The organism is Pseudomonas sp. ML2-2023-3 (genome assembly GCF_037055275.1).
Taxonomy (GTDB): Bacteria; Pseudomonadota; Gammaproteobacteria; order Pseudomonadales; family Pseudomonadaceae; genus Aquipseudomonas.
On record NZ_CP146343.1, the window covers coordinates 4,202,741 to 4,218,558 of the forward strand.

Annotated in this window: 16 protein-coding genes; 12 read left to right on the forward strand and 4 right to left on the reverse strand. The window is 59.0% G+C overall.

The genetic code is table 11. The annotated features are described in order from the left end of the window. Positions 1-53: 53 nt before the first annotated feature. The gene (locus V6P94_RS19330; RefSeq protein ID WP_019826607.1) at positions 54-680 is read left to right on the forward strand and encodes a LysE family translocator; all 627 of its coding nucleotides are present in this window, start codon (positions 54-56) and stop codon (positions 678-680) included. 175 nt (positions 681-855) lie between these two features. Here the strand turns inward: V6P94_RS19330 and uraH are convergent, their stop codons facing one another. Then, positions 856-1,209 (reverse strand): hydroxyisourate hydrolase, encoded by a 354-nt coding sequence (gene uraH / locus V6P94_RS19335; protein WP_133076062.1) that lies wholly within the window; start codon positions 1,207-1,209, stop codon positions 856-858. A gap of 374 nt (positions 1,210-1,583) precedes the next feature. Between uraH and puuE the strand changes: the two genes are divergently transcribed. The 8 genes from puuE to V6P94_RS19375 all read left to right on the forward strand — a co-directional run bounded on the left by puuE (position 1,584) and on the right by V6P94_RS19375 (position 9,458). Next, positions 1,584-2,513, forward strand: coding sequence for an allantoinase PuuE (gene puuE, locus V6P94_RS19340; RefSeq protein WP_133076061.1), 930 nt, complete (start codon positions 1,584-1,586; stop codon positions 2,511-2,513). Beyond that, positions 2,510-3,025, forward strand: coding sequence for a 2-oxo-4-hydroxy-4-carboxy-5-ureidoimidazoline decarboxylase (uraD, locus tag V6P94_RS19345; RefSeq protein WP_133076060.1), 516 nt, complete (start codon positions 2,510-2,512; stop codon positions 3,023-3,025). Before puuE ends, uraD begins: the two co-directional genes overlap by 4 nt. 61 nt (positions 3,026-3,086) lie before the next feature. Beyond that, positions 3,087-4,082, forward strand: coding sequence for an allantoicase (alc, locus tag V6P94_RS19350; protein ID WP_019826615.1), 996 nt, complete (start codon positions 3,087-3,089; stop codon positions 4,080-4,082). 130 nt (positions 4,083-4,212) lie between these two features. After that, positions 4,213-4,716 carry an ureidoglycolate lyase gene (locus tag V6P94_RS19355; protein WP_133076059.1) on the forward strand — a complete coding sequence of 168 codons (504 nt, stop codon included), beginning with the start codon at positions 4,213-4,215 and terminating at the stop codon, positions 4,714-4,716. Positions 4,717-4,764: 48 nt separating this feature from the next. Continuing rightward, entirely contained in the window at positions 4,765-6,054 is a 1,290-nt protein-coding gene (locus V6P94_RS19360; protein WP_326397666.1) for a urate hydroxylase PuuD, read from the forward strand. 85 nt (positions 6,055-6,139) lie between these two features. Beyond that, positions 6,140-7,504 (forward strand): solute carrier family 23 protein, encoded by a 1,365-nt coding sequence (locus V6P94_RS19365; protein WP_133076057.1) that lies wholly within the window; start codon positions 6,140-6,142, stop codon positions 7,502-7,504. A 135-nt stretch (positions 7,505-7,639) separates the two neighbouring features. Further along, complete coding sequence (locus V6P94_RS19370; protein ID WP_133076056.1) at positions 7,640-8,425, forward strand: outer membrane protein OmpK; 786 nt, start codon at positions 7,640-7,642, stop codon at positions 8,423-8,425. Positions 8,426-8,672: 247 nt separating this feature from the next. Further along, complete coding sequence (locus tag V6P94_RS19375; protein ID WP_133076055.1) at positions 8,673-9,458, forward strand: outer membrane protein OmpK; 786 nt, start codon at positions 8,673-8,675, stop codon at positions 9,456-9,458. Positions 9,459-9,477: 19 nt separating this feature from the next. Here V6P94_RS19375 and V6P94_RS19380 read toward each other — a convergent pair whose 3' ends face one another. Then, the gene (locus V6P94_RS19380) at positions 9,478-10,080 is read right to left on the reverse strand and encodes a TetR/AcrR family transcriptional regulator (RefSeq protein ID WP_133076054.1); all 603 of its coding nucleotides are present in this window, start codon (positions 10,078-10,080) and stop codon (positions 9,478-9,480) included. Between the two features lie 232 nt (positions 10,081-10,312). On the opposite strand from V6P94_RS19380, the gene V6P94_RS19385 reads away from it, so the two are divergent. After that, positions 10,313-11,515: an MFS transporter gene (locus V6P94_RS19385; protein WP_326397665.1), complete on the forward strand. Its 1,203-nt coding sequence runs from the start codon at positions 10,313-10,315 to the stop codon at positions 11,513-11,515. Here the strand turns inward: V6P94_RS19385 and V6P94_RS19390 are convergent. Continuing rightward, on the reverse strand, positions 11,512-12,453 hold the full coding sequence (locus tag V6P94_RS19390; RefSeq protein WP_326397664.1) for a DUF808 domain-containing protein: 942 nt from the start codon (positions 12,451-12,453) through the stop codon (positions 11,512-11,514). The two genes, V6P94_RS19385 and V6P94_RS19390, sit on opposite strands and share 4 nt — an antisense overlap. Positions 12,454-12,585: 132 nt before the next feature. Between V6P94_RS19390 and V6P94_RS19395 the strand changes: the two genes are divergently transcribed. Further along, entirely contained in the window at positions 12,586-13,191 is a 606-nt protein-coding gene (locus V6P94_RS19395; protein ID WP_219261031.1) for a TetR/AcrR family transcriptional regulator, read from the forward strand. 134 nt (positions 13,192-13,325) lie between these two features. On the opposite strand, the gene V6P94_RS19400 is transcribed toward V6P94_RS19395, so the two are convergent. Beyond that, a complete protein-coding gene (locus tag V6P94_RS19400) occupies positions 13,326-13,766 on the reverse strand; it encodes a heme-binding protein (protein ID WP_048360808.1) in 441 nt (146 codons plus the stop codon). Between the two features lie 267 nt (positions 13,767-14,033). Here V6P94_RS19400 and gcl point away from each other — a divergent pair, with 267 nt between their 5' ends. Further along, on the forward strand, positions 14,034-15,809 hold the full coding sequence (gcl, locus tag V6P94_RS19405) for a glyoxylate carboligase (protein WP_326397663.1): 1,776 nt from the start codon (positions 14,034-14,036) through the stop codon (positions 15,807-15,809). Positions 15,810-15,818 lie beyond the last annotated feature (9 nt).

Genomic DNA, 15,818 nt, shown 5'->3' on the forward strand with positions numbered 1-15,818 from the left:
ATATCAACCGGCCCCGCCAATGACGCGGGGTCTTTGTGCTATGGGAGGAAGTGATGAGTCTGGAAACCTGGCTGCTGTTCAGCAGCGCGGCATTGGTGGTAATCCTGATTCCGGGGCCTTTGTCGTTATTGATGATCAGCAACAGTTTGAACTACGGCTTGCGCCGTTCTTACCCGGCATTTCTGGGGGGTGTATTTGCCTCGATTTGCCTGCTCAGTGCTTCGGCACTGGGTTTGGGGGCTTTGTTGCTGGCCTCGGAAAAACTCTTCAGCGCCCTGAAAATCGTCGGCGCGTTGTATCTGTTTTATCTGGCCTGGCAAAGCTGGAAACAATCGCGCCAGCCGGCCACGGTCACCAACGTGCCTGAAGCCGCACCAAAACCGCGCTTCAGCGCCCTGTTCGGGCGCGCGTTTGTACTGGGCGCCAGCAATCCGAAAGACATTTTGTTCTTTGCTGCCTTCCTTCCGCAGTTCCTCAACCCTGACCTGCCCTTCCTTAACCAGTTGCTGGTGATGATCGCCACCTGGACCGTACTCGACCTGCTGTGCAAGCTGGCCTACGGCCTTGGCGCCCATGGTGCGGCGGGTTATCTGCGCAGCGGCAAGGGCCAGAGCTGGTTCAACCGCATCAGCGCCGGGTTGTTTGGTGTAGCGGGAACGGCGTCACTGCTAAGCCGCTGATACAGCACCGCCTGTGTGGGAGCGGGCTTGCTCGCGATACAAGCGCCGCCGTGTGTCTGGATGACCGCGTCGATGCCATCGCAAGCAAGCCCGCCCCCACAAGTCATGTGTAGACAGGCAAAAAAAAGCCCGCAGTGTGAGCGGGCAAATAACCACATGCGCAGATCGATATCTTCTAGCTACCGCGATAGGTCGAGTAGCTGTACGGCGAAATCAGTAGCGGTACATGGTAGTGATCCTGCTCGGAACTGATCCCGAAACGCAGTACCACCACGTCCAGAAACGCCGGCTCCGGCAATTTCACACCCCGCGCGCGGTAGTAATCACCGGCACTGAACTGCACCTGGTAAACCCCCGAACGGTACGTATCCCCTTCCAGCAACGGCGCGTCGCAGCGGCCATCGCTATTGGTCAGCGCTGTAGCGACCAACTCCAGCCCCGAACCTTCAACCCGATACAACTCGACCTTGATCGAGCTGCCCGGACAGCCATGTGCGGCATCCAAAACGTGCGTAGTCAAACGTCCCATAGATTGTGCGACCTCCCGAGTCGGTGAAAAAAATGGCCACTGCACCCCTTTGGCGCACCAAAAGCATCAGCGAGAACACGATTAAGACATTTATCAAAAAAATTGTACACAATTAAAAAGCACAATTTCAGCCAGCCCTTGAGCCGCACCGCCTGCACGGTATTTCCTGTCAAAGCCGCAGGGTTAGCAGACTTCTTATCCATAAGCTGACCAATCAGGCAGGTTTCTTGCAAGTACCTTTCAGGCGCGAAGCATGGTAGAAATAGAAAAAATCAGGGTTACAAATAGATTATAAAGTTGTATACAATCAAGCCATCGCAGTGACGCCAGGTCTGGCCAATCGACTGTTAACACAAACAATAAGGAAGACTGTAGTGAGCGCTGACTACCCACGCGACCTGATTGGTTACGGTCCAAACCCTCCGCACCCGCATTGGCCGGACAACGCCCGTATCGCCCTGTCTTTCGTACTCAACTACGAAGAAGGCGGCGAGCGCAACATCCTGCACGGCGACAAGGAATCTGAAGCGTTCCTGTCCGAAATGGTCTCGGCGCAGCCGTTGCAAGGCGAGCGCAACATGAGCATGGAGTCCTTGTACGAGTACGGCAGCCGCGCAGGCGTGTGGCGTGTACTCAAACTGTTTCGCGAATTCGACATCCCGCTGACCATATTTGCCGTGGCAATGGCCGCCCAGCGCCACCCGGACGTGATCCGCGCCATGGTTGCTGCCGGGCATGAGATTTGCAGCCACGGGTATCGCTGGATCGACTACCAGTACATGGATGAAGCCCTTGAGCGTGAACACATGCTCGAAGCCATCCGCATCCTCACCGAAATCAGCGGTGAACGCCCCCTGGGCTGGTACACCGGCCGCACCGGCCCCAATACCCGGCGCCTGGTGATGGAAGAAGGCGGTTTCCTGTACGACTGCGACACCTATGACGACGACCTGCCCTACTGGGAGCCCAACAACCCTACCGGCAAGCCGCATCTGGTGATCCCTTACACCCTGGACACCAATGACATGCGCTTCACCCAGGTGCAGGGTTTCAATACCGGCGAGCAATTTTTCCAGTACCTCAAGGATGCTTTCGATGTGCTGTACGCCGAAGGCGCAGAGTCGCCGAAAATGCTATCCATCGGCCTGCATTGCCGCCTCATTGGCCGCCCTGCGCGTCTCGCCGCCCTCAAGCGTTTCATTGAATACGCCAAGGGTCATGAACAGGTCTGGTTCACCCGCCGCGTGGACATCGCCCGCCACTGGCACGCCACCCACCCTTTTGTTGCAGAGACCGCCAAATGAGCGCCTTCAAGACCCTCAAGCCTTCACAACTGAGCCGTGAAGCGTTCGTGGCAGCCTTTGCCGATATCTACGAACACTCGCCCTGGGTAGCCGAAAAAGCCTGCGACCTGGGCCTGGACAGCAGCGTCGACACCATCGAAACCCTGCACCAGCGCATGAGTGACATTTTGTTGAGCGCCGATCACGCCAGCCAGCTGGCATTGATCAATGCTCACCCGGACCTGGCCGGCAAAGCAGCCGTCCAGGGCCAACTCACCGAAGCCAGCACCCATGAACAAGCTGGCGCCGGTATTCACCAATGCACGGCCGAAGAGTTTCAACGCTTCACCGAGCTGAACGAGGCCTATAAAGCCAAGTTCAAGTTTCCCTTCATCATGGCGGTAAAAGGCAGCGACCGGCACCAGATCCTCGCCGCGTTCGAGACCCGCATCCATAACCCGGCAGACGTCGAGTTCAAATGCGCGTTGGCAGAAATCAACAAGATTGCCCTGTTCCGATTACTCCAGCTCTAAGCCGAACCGGCACGTGCCGGTGACGCATCTCCAGCCACTTAATTAAAGGCAGACAAGAAGAATGAAAGCTTACGCCGTACCTTTCGAGAAGTTCGTCAACCTGGCCGATGCCCGCCTGGGCACCAAAATCGTTTCGGTCACCGATGACTGGTTCGCCGACGCCAACCGCCTGTTCCAGCCGACCCCGGCCGTATGGAAGGAGGGCGTTTTCGATGACAACGGCAAGTGGATGGACGGCTGGGAGTCCCGCCGCAAGCGCTTCGAAGGCTATGACAGCGCAGTGATCCGCCTGGGCGTTCCGGGCTCGATCAAGGGTGTGGACATCGACACTTCATTCTTCACCGGCAACTTTCCGCCGTCTGCCTCGCTGGAAGCCTGTTTCCTGGCCTCGGGCGAACCCAACGAAAACACCCAGTGGGTTGAAGTGCTGTCGGCTGTCGAGCTGCAAGGCAACAGCCATCACTACCACGAAATCAGCAATGACCAGGCCTTCAGCCACCTGCGCTTCAACATCTACCCGGATGGCGGCGTAGCGCGTCTGCGCGTGTATGGCGTGCCGTTCCGTGACTGGTCGGCAGTGGGTGACAACGAGCAGATCGACCTGGCAGCCGCCCTCAACGGTGGCCGCGCCCTCGCCTGCTCCGACGAGCACTTCGGCCGCATGAGCAACATCCTCAACCCGGGCCGCGGCATCAACATGGGCGACGGTTGGGAAACCGCACGCCGCCGTACTCCGGGCAATGACTGGGTCATCGTGGCGCTGGGCCATGCAGGCGAGATTGAAAAAATCATCGTCGACACCCTGCACTTCAAAGGCAACTACCCCGACAGCTGCTCGATCCAGGGCGCGTTCGTCAAGGGCGGTACCGACAGCCAGATCGAAACCCAGTCGCTGTTCTGGCGTGAGCTGCTGCCGAGTCAAAAAATGGAAATGCACGCTGAGCACACCTACAGCGAGCAACTCAAAAACCTCGGCCCGATTACCCATATTCGCCTGAACCTGTTCCCGGACGGTGGTGTAAGCCGCATTCGCGTACTGGGCAAAGTAGCGAAGTAATGCTGAGCCTGTAGTCGCTGCCGCAGGCTGCGAAGGGTTGCGGAGCAACCCGTTATCTCACTCGCAGCCTGCGGCAGCGACAACAAAAGCAACACGATGACCTGACAGAAACCCGAATAAGAAGACCACCATGCGCACATTGATGATTGAACCGCTGACCAAAGAAGCCTTCGCCCCTTTCGGCGATGTGATTGAAACCGATGGCAGCGACCACTTCATGATCAATAACGGTTCGACCATGCGCTTTCACCGTCTGGCAGAAGTCGAAACGGCTACGCCAGAAGACAAGGCGATCATCAGCATTTTCCGCGCCGAGGCGCAGGACATGCCATTTACCGTTCGCATGCTGGAGCGCCATCCGCTGGGCAGCCAGGCGTTTATACCGCTGCTCGGCAACCCCTTTCTGATCGTGGTCGCGCCACTTGGCGATGAACCTGTATCAGGCTTGGTCCGCGCCTTTGTCAGTAATGGCAGGCAGGGCATTAATTACCATCGCGGCGTTTGGCACCATCCGGTGCTGACGATCGAAAAGCGGGATGACTTCCTGGTGGTTGATCGCAGTGGCACAGGCAATAACTGCGATGAGCATTTCTTTAAAGAGGATCAGTTGCTGTTCCTCGCCCCCCACCAATAAGAGAAGGTCCAACACTCATAAAAGAGTGACGGGCAAGAGGTAAAGACTGTGGAAGCACATCTAATGGAATGGCTGAATCTGAGCGTGCGCTGGATTCATATGATCACTGGTGTGGCCTGGATCGGCGCATCGTTTTATTTCGTCTGGCTGGAGAACAATCTCAACCGTGCCAACCCCAAGGATGGCCTGGCAGGCGATCTATGGGCGATTCACGGCGGAGGCATTTACCACCTCGAAAAATACAAGCTGGCCCCACCCACCATGCCGGAAAACCTGCACTGGTTTAAATGGGAAGCCTATTTCACCTGGATGTCAGGCATCGCCCTGCTCTGCCTGGTCTTCTACTTCAACCCCGCGCTGTACCTGATTGCTCCCGGCAGCAGCCTGAGCGGTCCCGAAGCAGTGGCCATCGGGATCGGTTCGCTGATCGCCGGCTGGTTCATTTACGACTTTCTCTGCGACTCCGCCCTGGGCAAGCGCCCGGCGTTGCTCGGTTTCGTCCTGTTTGTGTTGCTGGTTGCGGCAGCGTTCGGCCTGAGCAAGGTGTTCAGCGGGCGCGGTGCTTACCTGCATGTGGGCGCCATTATCGGCACCATCATGGTCGGTAACGTGTTCCGCACCATCATGCCCGCACAACGCGCTCTGGTAGCCGCGATCAAGGAAGGCCGCAGCCCCGATCCAGCCCTTCCGGCCAAAGGACTGCTGCGTTCGCGACACAACAACTACTTCACCTTGCCGGTGCTGTTCATCATGATCAGCAACCACTTCCCGAGCACCTATGGCAGCCAGTACAACTGGCTGATCCTGGCCGGGATTGCGGTGCTGGCGGTGTTGGTGCGTCATTACTTCAACACCCGTCACGACAGCCACAAATATGCCTGGACCTTGCCTGTGGCAGCGCTGGGCATGATCTGCCTGGCTTACGTCACCGGGCCAAAACCGGTGTCGACCGCGCCCGAAACGGCCAAGGTCATCAAGTACCAGCCGCTTCCAGAAACCGCGCTGGGCGGTGTCAAAGCCGCGGATGCTCCGGCCCCGGTCACCGCGCCCGCTGCCCCGGCAGCACCGGTGGCCACCATCGATTTCGAGAAGGTCCATTCGGTGATCCAGGAACGCTGCACGGTCTGTCATTCCGCCACCCCTACCAGCCCGCTGTTCAGTGCAGCCCCGGCAGGCGTGATGTTCGACACCGCGCAGCAGATCAAGCTCATGGCCCCACGTATTCAGGCCCAGGCCGTCGCCACCCCGATCATGCCGCTGGGCAACATCACCCAGATGACCCAGCAGGAACGTGACCTGATTGGCGCCTGGATCAGTGCGGGAGCCCAGACCAACTGATGCACATACTTTGCGGGCGCAGCCTGGTTGCGCCCGCAAGTACACACCACTAGCTCACAACAATAAAAAATGACCGAGGTGTTGCATGTCCGATTTAACCGAACCGCGCATACCCGCCATAACCGCGCCGCCCCCGCTGGCGCGGCTACCCATGCTGCAACTGATCCTGGTCGGTTTGCAGCATGTGCTGCTGATGTATGGCGGCGCCGTGGCCGTGCCGCTGATCATCGGACAGGCCGCAGGCCTGAGTCGGGAAGAAATCGCCTTTTTGATCAACGCCGACCTGCTGGTGGCGGGTGTCGCCACCATCGTGCAATCGTTGGGGATCGGCCCCATGGGTATTCGCATGCCGGTCATGATGGGGGCCAGCTTTGCGGCCGTCGGCAGTATGGTGGCAATGGCCGGGATGCCGGGCATCGGCCTGACCGGGATCTTCGGCGCGACCATCGCCGCAGGCTTTTTCGGGATGATCATTGCGCCGTTCATGTCCAAGGTGGTTCGCTTCTTTCCACCCCTGGTCACCGGCACCGTGATTACATCGATCGGCCTGTCCCTGTTCCCCGTTGCGGTCAACTGGGCCGGTGGCGGCAGTGCTGCTGCGCAGTTCGGTTCCCCGACGTACCTGGCCATTGCGGCACTGGTGCTGGGAACCATCCTGCTGATCAACCGCTTCATGCGTGGCTTCTGGGTCAACATTTCGGTATTGATCGGCATGGCCCTGGGCTATGTCCTGTCAGGCGCCATTGGCATGGTCGACCTCTCCGGCCTGGACAACACCCCCTGGCTTCAGGTCGTCACGCCGCTGCACTTCGGCATGCCGGAATTTCATCTGGCCCCGATCCTCTCGATGTGCCTGGTGGTGGTGATCATTTTTGTCGAGTCCACCGGGATGTTCCTGGCACTGGGCAAAATCACCGACCAGGAAGTCACTCCACGCATGCTGCGTCGCGGCTTGCTGTGTGATGCCGGGGCGTCGTTCATTGCAGGTTTCTTCAACACCTTTACCCACTCCTCATTCGCCCAGAACATTGGTCTGGTACAGATGACCGGCGTGCGTTGCCGCTCGGTGACGATCATGGCCGGTGTCTTTCTGATCACCCTGAGCCTGCTGCCCAAGGCGGCGTATCTGGTGGCCTCGATTCCGCCTGCAGTTTTGGGTGGCGCCGCCATCGCCATGTTCGGCATGGTCGCGGCCACAGGCATCAAGATCCTCCAGGAAGCCGACATTGCCGACCGCCGCAATCAATTGCTGGTGGCCGTCAGCATCGGCATGGGCCTGATCCCGGTGGTACGCCCCGAGTTCTTCGCCCACCTGCCACTGTGGATGGACCCCATCACCCACAGCGGCATCGCCATGGCCGCCGTCAGCGCGGTATGCCTGAACCTGATGTTCAACGTACTGGGCGGCGCCGAGCGCGCAGCCATGAGCGGGCACGTGCATCAGCACTGACCTGTGGGAGCGGGGTTGCTCGCGATCGGATCACCGCGGTTTACCTGAACAACCGCAGTGCCTGAGTCGCGAGCAACCCCGCTCCCACAGATTTGCCAGCATCTGACACAAAACAATAATAAAAGGGAGTTATCCATGAACTGCAAACACTGGGGCGTCACGCTCGCGGGTGGGTTTCTGGCTGCCAGCCAGGCAATGGCGGGGGATCTGTTTCTGTGGCAAACCAACAGCCTGACTTACCTGTACGGCAAGAATTTCGCGATCAACCCTTCGATCCAGCAAACCGTCACTTTCGAACATGCCGACAAATGGAAATACGGCGACAACTTCCTGTTTGTCGACCGCATTTTCTACAACGGCAAGGATGACCCCAACAAAGGCCCGCACACCTACTACGGCGAGTTCAGCCCACGCCTGTCGTTCGGCAAGATCTTCGACCGCACGCTTGAGTACGGCCCGATCAAGGACGTGCTGCTGGCCATGACCTATGAGTACGGCGAAGGCGACAGCGAGGCGTATCTGATCGGCCCCGGCTTTGATCTGGCGGTGCCGGGCTTTAACTACTTCACCCTTAATTTCTATCGTCGTCATACCGAAGGGCCGCGCCCTGGTACCGGGGTTTGGCAGATCACCCCGTCGTTTTCCTACACCATCCCCATGGGCCGTTCCAACCTGCTGATCGACGGCTACATGGACTGGGTGGTGGACAATGACCAGAACTCACGCGGCACCTATCACGCCAACCTGCACTTCAACCCCCAGATCAAATATGACCTGGGCAAGGCCCTGAACCTGGGTGAAAAACAGCTGTATGTCGGTATTGAATACAGCTACTGGAAGGACAAGTACGGCATCGAAAGCAGCAGCCGCCTGGACACCAACCAGAACACCGCCAGCGCCCTGATCAAAGTCCACTTTTAAGTTAAAGACAGTGCACGCTCTGTTGTCCCTCACCCAGGGTGATAACAGAGCGCTTGAGTGCAAACGCCTGAGCCAGTATTCTCCGCGCCCGCTCGAACGCCAGTAATATTTAAAGTTGACTCAAGAGGCAACTTTAAACCTTTAAATCAAAGGCTTACTGACTGTTTTAAAGCACGGACCAAGGCGCCAATACAGAGCGCCACGTTCTCACTACTGCACGACTTTTTACTTTTTTGGAGCTAACCGAATGAAGCGCACTCTTACCAGCCTGATGCTTGCGGGGAGCATGTTGGGCGGGGCTCCGGCAGTCGCCGGCGACCTGCTGCAATGGCAAACCAACAGCCTGACTTACTTGTATGGCAAGGACTTCCAGGTCAATCCAAAGATTCAGCAAACCCTCACCTTCGAGCATGCTGACAGCTGGAAGTACGGCGATAACTTCTTCTTCCTCGACCGCATTTTCTACAACGGCAAAGAAGACGGTAACGTTGGCCCGAACACCTATTACGGCGAGTTCACGCCTCGTTTGTCGTTCGGCAAAATCTTCGACCAGAAGTTTGAATTTGGCCCGATCAAAGACGTGCTGCTGGCCATGACTTACGAGTTTGGCGAAGGCGACACCGAGGCCTACCTGATCGGCCCGGGTTTCGACCTGAACGTGCCGGGTTTTGACTACTTCCAGTTGAACTTCTACCAGCGCTTCCCTGAAGGCAACCGTGCTGGCAAAGGCGTCTGGCAGATCACCCCGGTGTGGTCCTACACCCTGCCCCTGGGCAATTCCGATGTGCTGATCGACGGCTACATGGACTGGGTGGTGGACAACGACCAGAACTCACGCGGCACCTACCACGCCAACCTGCACTTCAACCCGCAGATCAAATATGACCTGGGCAAGGCATTGAGCTGGGGCGCCAAGCAGTTGTACGTCGGCGTTGAATACGACTACTGGAAAAACAAGTACGGCATCGAAGACAGCGGTTCATTCAAAACCAACCAGGACACTGCGAGCCTGCTGGTCAAGTACCACTTCTGATGCGCGAGCCCCGGGCGCCTTATCGCGCCTGGGGCACCTGCAACAAACCCCGCAGCATCAGGTCCAGACTGTCCAGCGCAGCCGCCAGACGCTGCGGCGGGTTGTCGGCCTCGGCAATCCAGAACGACGCATCCATCAAGCCGCCCTGAATCAGGCGCGCCAACGCCTCGGGGTCGGTGCGTTGAATCACGTGTGTATCCATCAAGCCCTGCAGCATCGCCGCCATCGACAGACAGCACACTGACTGAGTGTTCTGCACGTATTGCGAGCCCAGCACCGAAGGCGCATCCCGCAACAAAATACGCTGCACTTCGATTTGCAGAGCCATCTCCAGATACAGCCGGCACTGATCCTGAAACCCTTGCCACTGGCTGTCGGCTTGCTCAAGCACCTGAGCCAGTTGCGCATCCAGCTCGGCATCGATTTGCTGGGCCACCGCCTGAAACAAACCCTTCTTGTCACCGAAATGGTGATACAGCGCGCCGCGCGTCAAGCCCACCGAAGCCGTCAACTCATCCATCGAGGTCTGGGCGTAGCCCACCGAACCAAAGGCCAGCCGTGCAGCTTCAAGCAGCTTGCCACGGGTTTCTTCGATCATTTGCGACCGCGCTTTGGGCGCCATGCCTGCCACCTTTAATTTGGGATACACGACGTATGTTAATTGACATACGCCATGTATGCGTATATTTCTACATACGCCGCGTATGTAGCATTCACGAAAATATGTAGTCGCTGCCGCAGGCTGCGAAGGGAGCCGCGGAGCGTTTTGGAAAACGGGTTGCAGAGCAACCCTTCGCAGCCTGCGGCAGCGACTACAGAATCAAAGTGTGTCCACCCAATGTTCCGGAGCTTGTATGGCTAACCCTTATCGCGAGATTTTCAGCGCCCCCGGCACCAAGGCTTTCAGCGGCGCGGGCCTGATCGCACGGATGCCGATATCCATGGTCGGCATCGGCATAATCACCATGCTTGCGCAGTTGCAGGGCTCCTATTGGCTGGCCGGCGGCGTGGCCGCCACCTTTGCCCTGGCCACTGCCCTGCTGGCGCCGCAGATCTCACGCTGGGTCGACCGCTACGGCCAGAGCCGTATCCTGCCAGGCGTCACCGCCATTGGCGTCAGCGGCCTGCTGGCCCTGCTGCTGTGCAGCCACTTTGGCGCGCCGGACTGGACGCTGTTTGTGTTCGCCGCACTGTCGGGCTGCATGCCCAGCATGTCGGCGATGGTCCGGGCACGCTGGACCGAGCTGTACCGCGGCTCGCCCAAATTGCACACCGCGTTTTCATTCGAGTCGGTACTCGATGAGGTCAGCTTCATTATCGGCCCGCCGATTTCCGTAGGCCTGAGCGTCGCCCTGTTCCCCCAGGCCGGGCCACTGGCGGCAGCCATCCTGCTGGCCATTGGCGTCAGCGTGTTTGTGCTGCAACGCAAAACCGAACCTCCGGTACATCCGCGCAGCAACGAACACGGTGGCAGCGTACTGCGCCAGGGCGCCGTGGTGATCCTGCTGCTGGCCTTGCTTGGGCTGGGGACGATTGTAGGCACAGTGGACGTGGTCAGCGTGGCCTTTGCCCAGCAACAGGGCCAGCCTGCGGCTGCCAGCATCGTACTGTCGATGTACGCCTTCGGTTCCTGTGTCGCCGGGCTGATCTTCGGCACGCTCAAACTGAACATGCCGCTGCCCAAACTGTTTGTGCTGGGGGCACTGGCCACATCGGTCACGATGGTGCCACTGATGTGGGTCGACAGCGTCGCCACGCTGGCCTTGGGGATGCTGGTCGCCGGGCTGTTTTTTGCGCCAACCCTGATCACCGCCATGGGCCTGGTGGAAAACATCGTACCGCCCGCCAAACTGACCGAGGGCCTGACCTGGATGATTACCGGCCTGGGCATGGGGGTTGCCCTTGGCGCCGTCCTGGGTGGCTGGGTGGTGGACGCTTACGGCGCCCAGGCGGGCTTTACCGTGTCCCTGGCTGCCGGTGGCGTGATGGTGCTGTTCGCCGTGCTCGGCTACCGCCTGCTGCAGGACAGCACCGTACCCCGCGCCATAGCGGCCTAGCCTTTGACCGTACGCCAGACCTTGCTCACACCAGACACCACCGCCAGCACCACTGCGCCGGCAATAATGCCGGCCACGGCGTTGAGCAAGGTCGGCACGATTGCCGAGGCCACGCCCAGCCATTGCGCGCTGCCTTGCGCCACGCCTTCAACCCAGTGATGCAGCGCCGGCACGCCATGGGTCAGGATGCCGCCGCCGACCATAAACATCGCCGCCGTGCCGATCACTGTCAGGCTTTTCATCATGTAAGGCGCAGCGCTCAACACGCCGCGGCCAAAACTGCGCTGGAACCGCGGCCATGCACCGTCGCCGGTTTTTTTGCTCAAGTACAAGCCACCATCGTCGAGCTTGACGATACCGCCCACCACGCCATAGACGCCGATCGTCATCACAATCGCGATCCCCGACAACACCACCACTTGCTGCATCAGCGGTGACTCGGAGACGATTCCCAGGGTGATGGCAATGATTTCGGCCGACAGAATGAAGTCCGTGCGCACTGCGCCCTTGACCTTGTCCTTTTCAAACGCCGCCAGGTCGACTTCAGCGCCGGCCAGCGACTCTTGCAATGCCTGGCGCTGGTTTTGGGCGTCAGCCTTGCTGTGTGTGAGGCTATGGGCAACCTTCTCAAAACCCTCAAAACACAGATATGCACCGCCCACCATCAACAACGGTGTCACCGCCCACGGCGCAAATGCGCTGATGGCCAGTGCTGCGGGCACCAGGATCAGCTTATTGCGAAACGAGCCCTTGGCCACGGCCCACACCACCGGCAACTCCCGGTCGGCCCGCACGCCCGAGACCTGCTGGGCGTTGAGTGCCAGATCGTCGCCCAGCACCCCGGCGGTTTTTTTGGCGGCCACTTTAGTCATCAGTGCGACGTCATCGAGCACGGCGGCAATATCGTCGAGCAACATCAGCAAGCTACTGCCAGCCATAGAAAAACGTCCTTTGGGATTGAATGGCCACAAGCATAGCGCGTGACAGCCCGAAAGCTGCAATCTTGAGCCACTTGCAAGCCCGGTGCTACCATGCCCGACCGCCCCAGAAGGCAAGGACATATCGGGTTTATGAGCAGTATCCGCGAGCGTAATAAAGAACTGATTTTGCGTGCCGCCAGCGAAGAGTTCGCTGACAAGGGTTTCGCCGCCAGCAAAACCAGCGACATCGCGGCCAAGGCAGGCGTGCCCAAGCCCAACGTCTACTACTACTTCAAATCCAAGGAAAACCTCTATCGCGAGGTACTTGAGAGCATTATCGACCCGATTCTGCGGGCTTCGACACCGTTCAATGCCGATGGCGAACCGAACGAAGTGCTGAGCAATTACATCCGCTCAAAAATCCTCATTTCCCGCGACTTGCCGTTTGCCTCCAAGGTGTTTGCCAGCGAGATCATGCACGGCGCCCCGCACCTGAGCGAAAAACAGGTCGAACAGCTCAACGTCCAGGCCAAGCACAACATCGACTGCATCCAGATCTGGATCGACCGTGGCCAGATAGCCCCGATCGACCCCCATCACCTGATGTTCAGCATCTGGGCGGCGACCCAGACCTACGCCGATTTTGACTGGCAGATCACCGCCATCACCGGCAAGGCCAAACTCGAAGACAGCGACTACGAAGCCGCGACCCAGACCATCATCCGGCTGGTGCTCAAGGGTTGTACTCCAGACTGAGCCCCTCTTAGAAACCTGTGGGAGCGGGCTTGCTCGCGATGGCATCACCGCGCACTCCTGAGGGACCGCGCCGTTTGCATCGCGAGCAAGCCCGCTCCCACAAGGCCCGCCCCGCCTCAATACGGTCTCTGCGTTTAGACCACCACCCCCGCATCCGCCCGCAAGCCCAGCGCTTCCACTGCACTGATCGCGCACTGCTCGTCAATGTCCGAAGTATCCCCGCTGATCCCGATCGCGCCGACCACTTGCCCCGATTGATCACGTATCAACACCCCACCAGGCGCCGGTACGACGTCGCTCTGCCCCATCCCGTTAAGGGCGGCATAAAACGCCGGGCGCTGCTGTGCGTCGAGCGCCAGCAAACGCGAGCCCTTGCCCAGGGCAATCGCGCCCCAGGCTTTGCCAATCGCGATGCTGGGACGCAACAGGCTGGCGCCATCCTCGCGCTGCAGCGCCAACAGATGTCCGCCACTGTCGAGCACCGCCACCGTTAACGGTGCCGCGCTGATCTGGCGCCCTGTGCTCAAGGCCTGAGCAGTAAGGTCTAAAGCGACTTTCAAGGTTAAAGCACTCATGGTTGCCGTCCTTATCTTGTTATGGAAAGCCTTTCGCGCGCCGTTTCAAGGCGCATTCAATGCAGTCAATAGAACACAATATAAAATTGTTTTGTATACAATTTTAATAAGCCAATCATTTAAAAAATACCGGCAGTGCCTGAATACAGGGACTGGGACTCATCAGTCACAGATTCAACAAAAGCCATTGACCTGCACCGCGGAGGATGAATACACTCGCTCAACAGCCACTTGTATACAATTACAAAACGAAAGAGGCACAAAACAATGAGCAAAATGAGAGCAATCGAAGCCGCCGTTCTGGTGATGCGTCGCGAAGGTGTCGATACCGCATTCGGTATCCCGGGTGCCGCAATCAACCCGTTGTACTCGGCCCTGCAAAAGGTCGGTGGCATCGATCACGTCCTTGCTCGCCACGTGGAAGGCGCCTCGCACATGGCCGAGGGCTACACCCGTACCAAGGCCGGCAATATCGGCGTGTGCATCGGCACTTCGGGCCCGGCAGGCACCGACATGGTGACGGGCCTTTACAGCGCTTCGGCCGACTCGATCCCGATTCTGTGCATCACCGGCCAGGCACCACGGGCGCGGATGCATAAAGAAGACTTCCAGGCAGTCGATATCACCACCATCGTCAAACCCGTCACCAAGTGGTCGACCACCGTGATGGAACCAGGCCAGGTGCCTTACGCCTTCCAGAAAGCCTTTTACGAAATGCGCTCCGGGCGTCCAGGCCCGGTGCTGATCGACCTGCCGTTCGATGTACAAATGGCCGAGATCGAATTCGACATCGATGCCTACGAACCGCTGCCACTGGCCAAGCCGTCGGCGACCCGGTTGCAGGCTGAAAAAGTCCTGGCCCTGCTCGATCAGGCCGAACGCCCGCTGCTGGTCAGTGGCGGGGGCGTCATCAACGCCGACGCCAGTGAGTTGCTGGTGGAATTCGCCGAGTTGACCGGCATCCCGGTCATCCCGACCCTGATGGGCTGGGGCACGATTGCCGACGATCACCCGCTGATGGTGGGCATGGTCGGCCTGCAGACGTCCCACCGCTACGGCAACGCCACCCTGCTCAAGTCCGACGTGGTACTGGGCATCGGCAACCGTTGGGCCAACCGTCATACCGGTTCGGTCGACGTTTACACCGAGGGTCGCAAGTTCATACACGTTGATATCGAGCCAACTCAGATCGGCCGCGTGTTCAACCCGGATCTGGGCATCGTTTCCGACGCAGGTTCCGCGCTCAAGGTATTCCTCGAAGTGGCCCGCGAATGGAAGGCCGCCGGCAAGCTGAAAAACCGCAGCGCCTGGCTGCAAGACTGCCAGCAACGCAAGGCCACGCTGCACCGCAAGACTCACTTCGACAACGTGCCGGTCAAACCCCAGCGCGTGTACGAAGAGATGAACCAGGTATTCGGCAAAGACACGTGCTACGTCAGCACCATCGGTTTGTCGCAGATTGCCGGTGCGCAGTTCCTGCACGTTTACAAGCCGCGTCACTGGATCAACTGCGGTCAGGCCGGCCCTCTGGGCTGGACCATTCCTGCGGCGCTGGGCGTGGTCAAGGCCGACCCCGACCGTAATGTCGTGGCGCTGTCCGGCGACTATGACTTCCAGTTCATGATCGAAGAACTGGCCGTGGGCGCACAGTTCAACCTGCCGTATATCCACGTCGTGGTGAACAACTCCTACCTTGGGCTGATTCGTCAGGCGCAACGCGGGTTTGAAATGGACTACTGCGTTCAGTTGGCTTTCGACAACCTCAACGCACCCGAACTCAACGGCTATGGCGTTGACCACGTTGCCGTCGTTCAAGGCCTGGGCTGCAAGGCCTTGCGTGTGTTCGAACCGAGTGAAATCCAGCCTGCACTGCGCAAGGCCCAGGAGCTGATCAAGGAGTTCCGCGTACCCGTGATGGTGGAAATCATCCTGGAGCGCGTGACCAATATCTCGATGGGCACCGAAATCAACGCCGTGAACGAATTTGAAGACCTGGCGCTGGTGGGCAACGATGCACCGACCGCCATTTCGATGCTGGATTAATTGACTGCC

Bases quoted from the DNA above. Each gene is read 5' to 3' on its own strand.
- V6P94_RS19330 (WP_019826607.1), top strand. From the start codon at position 54: ATGAGTCTGGAAACCTGGCTGCTGTTCAGCAGCGCGGCATTGGTGGTA.
- uraH (WP_133076062.1), bottom strand. From the start codon at position 1,209: ATGGGACGTTTGACTACGCACGTTTTGGATGCCGCACATGGCTGTCCG.
- uraD (WP_133076060.1), top strand. From the start codon at position 2,510: ATGAGCGCCTTCAAGACCCTCAAGCCTTCACAACTGAGCCGTGAAGCG.
- alc (WP_019826615.1), top strand. From the start codon at position 3,087: ATGAAAGCTTACGCCGTACCTTTCGAGAAGTTCGTCAACCTGGCCGAT.
- V6P94_RS19355 (WP_133076059.1), top strand. From the start codon at position 4,213: ATGCGCACATTGATGATTGAACCGCTGACCAAAGAAGCCTTCGCCCCT.
- V6P94_RS19365 (WP_133076057.1), top strand. From the start codon at position 6,140: ATGTCCGATTTAACCGAACCGCGCATACCCGCCATAACCGCGCCGCCC.
- V6P94_RS19370 (WP_133076056.1), top strand. From the start codon at position 7,640: ATGAACTGCAAACACTGGGGCGTCACGCTCGCGGGTGGGTTTCTGGCT.
- V6P94_RS19375 (WP_133076055.1), top strand. From the start codon at position 8,673: ATGAAGCGCACTCTTACCAGCCTGATGCTTGCGGGGAGCATGTTGGGC.
- V6P94_RS19380 (WP_133076054.1), bottom strand. From the start codon at position 10,080: ATGGCGCCCAAAGCGCGGTCGCAAATGATCGAAGAAACCCGTGGCAAG.
- V6P94_RS19385 (WP_326397665.1), top strand. From the start codon at position 10,313: ATGGCTAACCCTTATCGCGAGATTTTCAGCGCCCCCGGCACCAAGGCT.
- V6P94_RS19390 (WP_326397664.1), bottom strand. From the start codon at position 12,453: ATGGCTGGCAGTAGCTTGCTGATGTTGCTCGACGATATTGCCGCCGTG.
- V6P94_RS19395 (WP_219261031.1), top strand. From the start codon at position 12,586: ATGAGCAGTATCCGCGAGCGTAATAAAGAACTGATTTTGCGTGCCGCC.
- V6P94_RS19400 (WP_048360808.1), bottom strand. From the start codon at position 13,766: ATGAGTGCTTTAACCTTGAAAGTCGCTTTAGACCTTACTGCTCAGGCC.
- gcl (WP_326397663.1), top strand. From the start codon at position 14,034: ATGAGCAAAATGAGAGCAATCGAAGCCGCCGTTCTGGTGATGCGTCGC.